General features: G+C 73.5%; 5 protein-coding genes. 1 reads left to right on the top strand and 4 read right to left on the bottom strand.

What is annotated here, in order from left to right; all coding sequences use genetic code 11:
* From RIF89_RS09865 to RIF89_RS09850, 4 genes are all read right to left on the bottom strand, one after another.
* A partial coding sequence (locus RIF89_RS09865) for an error-prone DNA polymerase (RefSeq protein ID WP_309068943.1) occupies positions 1 to 3,029 on the bottom strand: 3,029 nt, incomplete at its 3' end.
* A 34-nt stretch (positions 3,030 to 3,063) separates the two neighbouring features.
* The gene (locus RIF89_RS09860) at positions 3,064 to 4,650 is read right to left on the bottom strand and encodes a DNA polymerase Y family protein (protein WP_309068942.1); all 1,587 of its coding nucleotides are present in this window, start codon (positions 4,648 to 4,650) and stop codon (positions 3,064 to 3,066) included.
* A complete protein-coding gene (locus RIF89_RS09855) occupies positions 4,647 to 5,423 on the bottom strand; it encodes a hypothetical protein (protein ID WP_309068941.1) in 777 nt (258 codons plus the stop codon). Before RIF89_RS09855 ends, RIF89_RS09860 begins: the two co-directional genes overlap by 4 nt.
* A 110-nt stretch (positions 5,424 to 5,533) precedes the next feature.
* Positions 5,534 to 5,752 (bottom strand): SCO4848 family membrane protein, encoded by a 219-nt coding sequence (locus RIF89_RS09850; protein ID WP_309068940.1) that lies wholly within the window; start codon positions 5,750 to 5,752, stop codon positions 5,534 to 5,536.
* A gap of 83 nt (positions 5,753 to 5,835) precedes the next feature.
* Between RIF89_RS09850 and RIF89_RS09845 the strand changes: the two genes are divergently transcribed.
* Positions 5,836 to 6,189, top strand: coding sequence for a helix-turn-helix transcriptional regulator (locus RIF89_RS09845; RefSeq protein ID WP_309068939.1), 354 nt, complete (start codon positions 5,836 to 5,838; stop codon positions 6,187 to 6,189).
* The last annotated feature ends 144 nt before the right edge of the window (positions 6,190 to 6,333 follow it).

Below are 6,333 nucleotides of genomic sequence, written 5' to 3'. Positions count from 1 at the left end.
GTCGCCCACAGATCGGCGGCGAGCTGCTCGTAGCTCGTCGGATCGGCGAACAGCGGCGGCTGCACCCCGACGGATCCGCCGGCCGGCAGCGTGTGGGGCAGGAACTCGGGGCGGTCCTGCGCGGCGGATCCGGCGAGCCAGATCGCCTCGCGTCGCGTCAGGCCGAGGCATTCGAACGCGCCCGCGGTCGCGAGCGCCTCGAGGTGCTTCTGCGCGATGCCGGTGCGCCGCACCAGTTCGTGCAGGTCGCGGTACGGGCCGCCGCGCTCGCGCTCGGCGACGATCCGCTCCGCCGTCTCGGTGCCGATCCCGGTCACGGCTGCGAGCCCCATCCGCACCGCGAACGCGCCGTCGCGGCGGTGGGCGGCCGATTCGTCGGGGGCGTGCCGGTCGAAGGGGCCCGGCGCCGGATGCACCCGCGTCAGGCACGCGTCCAGCCCGGTCGGCCCGGCCGATCCGTCGGTCAGGGGCTCGAGGACTTCGCTGGCGCCCGAGCGGTTCAGGTCGGGGCGGCGCACCTCGACGCCGTGCCGGCGGGCGTCGGCGGTCAGCGACGCGGGCGAGTAGAAGCCCATCGGCTGTGCGCGCAGCAGCCCCGCGAGGAACGCGGCGGGATAGTGCAGCTTGATCCACGACGACGCGTAGACGAGCAGTCCGAACGACAGCGAGTGCGACTCGGCGAAGCCGAAGTTCGCGAAGGCCTGGATGCGCGCGTAGATCGCGTCGGCCAAGTCGCCCGTGATGCCGTTGTGCGCCATGCCGGCGTAGAGCTTGTCGCGCAGCCGGTCGATCTTCTCCTTGCCGCGCTTGGAGCCCATCGCGCGACGCAGCAGATCCGCGTCCTCGCCCGAGCACTCGCCGACCGCCATCGCCATCTGCATGAGCTGCTCCTGGAACACGGGGATCCCGAGCGTGCGCTCGAGCACGGGCTTGAGCTTGGGATGGTCGTAGGTGATCTTCTCATCGCCCATCTTGCGTCGCACGAACGGATGCACGGCGCCGCCCTGGATCGGGCCGGGCCGGATGAGGGCGATCTGGATCACGAGGTCGTAGAACCGTCGTGGCTGCAGGCGCGGCAGCAACCCCATCTGCGCGCGCGACTCGACCTGGAACACCCCGATGGAATCGGCCCGGCACAGCATGTCGTACACCGCGGCCTCCTCCTTCGGCATGGTCGCGAGCGTCCACTCCTCGCCGGTCGATGCCCGGATGAGGTCGAAGCAGTGCTGCAGCGCCGCGAGCATGCCGAGCCCCAGCAGATCGAACTTCACAAGGCCCATCCAGGCCGCGTCGTCCTTGTCCCACTGGATCACGGTGCGGCCCGGCATGCGCGCGTGCTCGATCGGCACGACCTCGCCCACCGGCTGCTCCGTGAGCACCATCCCGCCGGAGTGGATGCCCAGATGCCGCGGCGCCTTCAGCAGCTCGGACGCGTACTCGACCACCTGATCCGGGATGTCGTGGTCCGGCCCGGTCTCGAGACCCGCGCCCCAGCCCTCCACCTGCCTCGACCAGGCATCCTGCTGTCCGGGGGAGAACCCGAGCGCGCGCGCCATGTCGCGCACGGCGTTCTTGGGCCGGTACTGGATGACGTTCGCGACCTGAGCGGCGTTCTCGCGCCCGTAGCGCTCGTAGACCCACTGGATGATCTCCTCGCGCCGATCGGAGTCGAAGTCGACGTCGATGTCGGGCTCCTCGTCGCGGATCGCCGAGAGGAACCGCTCGAACGGCAGGTCGTACGCGATCGCGTCGACAGCCGTGATGCCGAGCAGGTAGCAGACGGCGCTGTTCGCGGCGGACCCCCGTCCCTGGCACAGGATGCCGCGGCGCCGGGCCTCGGCGACGATGTCGTGCACGATCAGGAAGTAGCCCGGGAAGTCCTTCTTCTCGATGACCGCGAGCTCCTTCTCGATGCGCTCGCGGTTCTTCCGGCTCAGATCGGGGTACAGGCGCGGCACGGCGTCCCACACGAGAGTGCGCAGATACGACATCGGGGTGTGGCCGTCCGGCACCTTCTGCTTCGGGAGCGCGGGCTTCATCCGGCGCAGAGGGAAGGCCAGCTCGTCGGCCAGCTCGACCGTGCGGGAGACGGCGCCGGGATAGCGGCCGAAGCGCGCGGCCATCTCGGCACCGGACCGCAGGTGCGCGGAGGCGTGCGACGGCAGCCAGCCGTCGAGGTCGGCCATGCTGCGGGTCGCGCGCACGGCGGCGACCGCGGCGGCCAGGCGCGCCTTCTCGGGGGAGGAGTAGTGCGCGTTGTTCGTGGCGATGATCGGCAGCGCGCGCTCGGCGGCGAGAGACGCGAGCGCGTCGTTGCGGCGGGTGTCGAGCGGCTCGCCGTGGTCGATCAGCTCGACATAGACGTTGCCGGGGCCGAACAGGTCGACGAGCCGGTCGACCGCGACCGCCGGGTCGTCGCCGCGTGCGAGGGCCTGTCGCACGGCGCCCTTGCGGCATCCGGTCAGGATCACCCAGTTGCCGTCTGAGTGCTGGGCGAGCGTGTCGAGGTCGTAGAAGGGACGTCCCTTCTCGGCACCGCGCAGCTGTCCGTGGGTGATCGCGCGGGCAAGGCGGCGGTAGCCCTCCTCGCCGCGGGCGAGCACCAGCAGGTGCTCGCCGGCCGGGTCGGGGACGCCGTTCTGCGGGGACAGCAGCCCGAGTGACAGCTCGGCCCCGAACACGGTCTTCACCGCGGTCTCCTCGGCCGCCTCGGCGAAGCGCACGAGGCCGTAGAACCCGTCGTGGTCGGTGAGCGCGAGCGCATGCAGGCCCAGTCGCTCGGCCTCCTCGGCGAGGTCCTCGGGGGGCGAGGCCCCGTCGAGGAACGAGAACGACGAGTGCGCGTGCAGCTCGGCGTAGGGCACGACCTGCTCGGGGCGCGCGATGGGCGGCGCCTCGTAGGCGCCGCGCTTGCGGCTCCACGCGGGACTGTCTCCGCCATCCGCCCCGATGGGGCGCGTCTCGGGGCGGCGACCGCTGAGCGCGCGTTCGAGCTCGGACCACGGGACGGGAGGATTCTGCCAGCCCATCAGCCGGCCCATCCGGTTCGGTTCCGGCGCCGGCTCACGTATAGCGCCCTTCGATCCACCAGCGGTCGTCCTCGAGCACAAGCAGCCAGGCCGTCTGATCCGCGTCGACCATCTGGAAGCGGTGCGCCCGGCGTGCTCTGCCCGGGTCCCACTGCCGCTCGACAACGGGCCACGGGCCGGCCCAGCCGGCGACCCGGCGCCCGTCGAGCACGGCCGGGGCTGCCGACATCCCGCCGCGCGCATCGACCGCGACGGGCGAGCCGTCGGACGCCGTGACGGCCGCGGGCCGCGGTGAGCGGTACACCTCGCTGGGGAGCGGCTGGGGGAGGCTGCCGGGCCAGGGCAGGTCGCGAGGGTGGGCCGGGCGCTCGGCGTCGCCCCACGGCACGCGGCGCTCGCGTTCGCTGAGCCAGCGGCCGCCTGCCAGCAGCGGCGTGACGACGCCGCGGTGACCGAGCATCGCCTGCACCCGGGACATGGCGTGATGCAGACGCTCGTCCGGCCCCTGCCCGATCAGCCCGGGCTGGTGGTGCGCGGTGTCGTCGACCGCCTCGGGCTCGATGCGCACGAGCGTGACGCCGCCGTTCTCCCCGCCGAACGCGCCGTCGCCGTCGAGAGTGGCCTGCAGCTGCCAGCGCACGCGGTCGACGAGCGCGGACGCGTCGAAGCACGTCGGATGCAGCCATACCCGCTCGCTGCGTCCGCCGCGGTCGTCGAGCAGGGTGATCCGCACCTCCGTGCACACCAGCCCGGCCTCGTCGAGCCCCGTCGAGACGTCCTCGGCCGTGGTGCGCACGGCGAACGCGACCTGCTCGGCGAGCTCGAGCGGCGGCTCGAACTCGATCTCGCGCGCCAGCTCGGGCGGGGGCACGCGGGGCACCACGGGGCGTGAATCGGAACCGCCGGCCAGGGCGTGCAGACGCGCGCCGTGCTCGCCGAGGCGGTCGCGCACCGCGGCGATGTCGAGCGCGGCGAATTCGCCCAGGGTCTGCACCCCCAGACGCGCGAGCAGCGCCACGAGCTCGTCGTCGGGCAGCGCCGCGATCGTGAGGGGCGACAGGAACGCCGCGGACGCGTCGGGCGGCACGATCCGGATCGAGGAGGGGCTCATCAGGCGCGCCGCCTGCTCGGCCGTGAACAGGCCGTCAGCGACCCCTGCACGCGCGTCGGGGATGCCGCATGCCGCGAGTTCGTCGAGCAGCGCGCTCGCCGCCTCCTCCTCACCGCCATAGAAGCGGGCCGGTCCGCGGGCGCGGATGGCGCACAGTCCCGGCCGCAGCGGCTGCACGCCCGGGGCGAGCTGCTCGAGGCGGGACAGGAGAGGGTTGAACGCGCGCTCGTCGCGCCCCGCATCGGCCGGCACGAGTCGCAGCCGGGGGCACGCCCCCTGCGCGTCGCGGCGGCGCTGCCCGCGGCGCACGCCCTCGCGGCGGGCGGAGGCCGAGCATGCGACGACGTGGTTCGCGTGCATGATCGCGATCGGAGCGTCATCAGGATCCGCGCCCGGGGCGGGCTCGCCGTCGAGCGTGCGGGCCGCGGCGCGTGCCTCGCTGCGCAGCAGCGCCGTGACCGGCCAGTCGGGCAGCCACAGCACGATGACGCGGGTCGGAGGGACGGTCATCCCGCCACCGCCTCGAGCCGGGCGACCGACCGCCACGCGGGCCGCTGAGTCGTGCCGCCGGCCGCGGCGGCCGGGGCCCCGAGCGGGCCGGGGAGCTGCACGCGCACCGATCGCGGCACGGGGAAGCGCCGGCCGGTCGCCGAGACCGTGACCTCGCGGGCGGCGAGGAGCCCGTGACCCTGGCCGAGGCCGGTCCATGCGGGATCGCGCAGGCTGAGGGTCGCCTCGGCCTGCGGCCACGCGCCCTGCACGAGCAGCACGCCGCCGCGGTCACGCAGCTTGGCGCCGATGCGGGCGGTGTCGGCGTCGCGTGCTGCACGGGGTGGGCGCACGGCCACCACGGGGAACACCTCTGCCACCGCCGAGGCGACAGCGAGCCAGCGCTCGCCCGGGTCGGGCACGAGGGCGAAGCGCTCGAGATCGACGCCGTAGCCCTCGGCCGCCTCGGCGGCCAGCTCGGGCATCCCGATCGCCGCGCACCACGAACCGGCGCGTGACGGGGCCGACATCAGTGCGAGCAGGAGACTCGTGGACGTGTCGAGGCTGTAGACCGAGCCGGGCCGGAGGCCGCCTTCGGGAAAGAGGGGGGCGAGCGTCTCGTGCACCGGCATCGCGTCGACCTGCGCGCTGCGACGCTGCATCCGGGTGATCTGGGCCCGCAGGCGCTGCACCTCTGCCTGGGTGTGCAGGGCCGTCTGGACCCGCGAGCCGGGCACCGTCTCAGCCGGTGCTGCTCCCCAACGGGAGGCGGTCTCCTGAAGTGCCATCCCCATCCCTCAAGAATAGAACCGATGTTCGAAGAATTCGATCTCGCATCGGAACCATAGTTCGTACATCCGACATCCGTGACCCGGATGCCCGATGACTGGGGATGGGGGTGGGATCAGCCTTGGGAGAGGGCGAGGACGCCCGCGATCGCCGACGCGACCGCGAGCAGCAGCGCCAGCCCGATGAGAACCGCGTGCACCGTGAGGAAGCGCGTCGGCCGCCCGGATGCGTCACGGGCGCGCGGGTCGCGGGACACGCGGCGGTAGAACGTCGGCCAGACCAGCACGTTGAAGGCGGCGTTCGCGAGCAGCAGCAGGGCCAGGAGGGGCGTCATCCGTCGAGCCTAAGTGCGCGCAGTCATCCACGTGGGCAGAGGTGCCCACTGCGCCTCACCGAAATATCGGCACGATGTACGGCATGACCGAGCCGAGATCCGAGACGCGTCTGGTCGACCCGCACTCCACCGCTGCGGCGAAGGTGGGGGAGCGCATCGCCGAGCTCCGCCGCCGCGCCCACCTGAGCCGGCCCACGCTCGCCGACTGCGCCGACCTCGACGTGCGCCATCTGCAGCGCATCGAGCGCGGTCACGGCAACCCCACGCTGCTGAGTCTCATGCAGATCGCCGTCGCCCTCGAGGTGCCGCTGTCCCACCTCGTCGAAGACCTCGCGCCGGAGGACATGCCCGGCACCCGCCGCCCCTACGGGCACAGCACGCGCAGCACTCAGACGCGCCGCCGCTACTACGCCGGCAACGGTGCCCTCGATCTCTGAGACGCCGTCGCACAACGCGAGACCTCATCCCCGCCGCGGGGGGGGGGGGGGCGCCCCGGGGGGGGCGGCCGCCGGGGGGGGGGCGGGGCGCCGGGGGGGGGGGGGGGGGGGGGGGGGGGGGGGGGCGGGGGCGGGCGGGGCGGG

Source organism: Microbacterium sp., assembly GCF_031178525.1.
GTDB lineage: Bacteria > Actinomycetota > Actinomycetes > Actinomycetales > Microbacteriaceae > Microbacterium.
The sequence above is the reverse complement of the archived record's forward strand: the minus strand, read 5'-3'. Positions and strand labels throughout refer to the sequence as shown.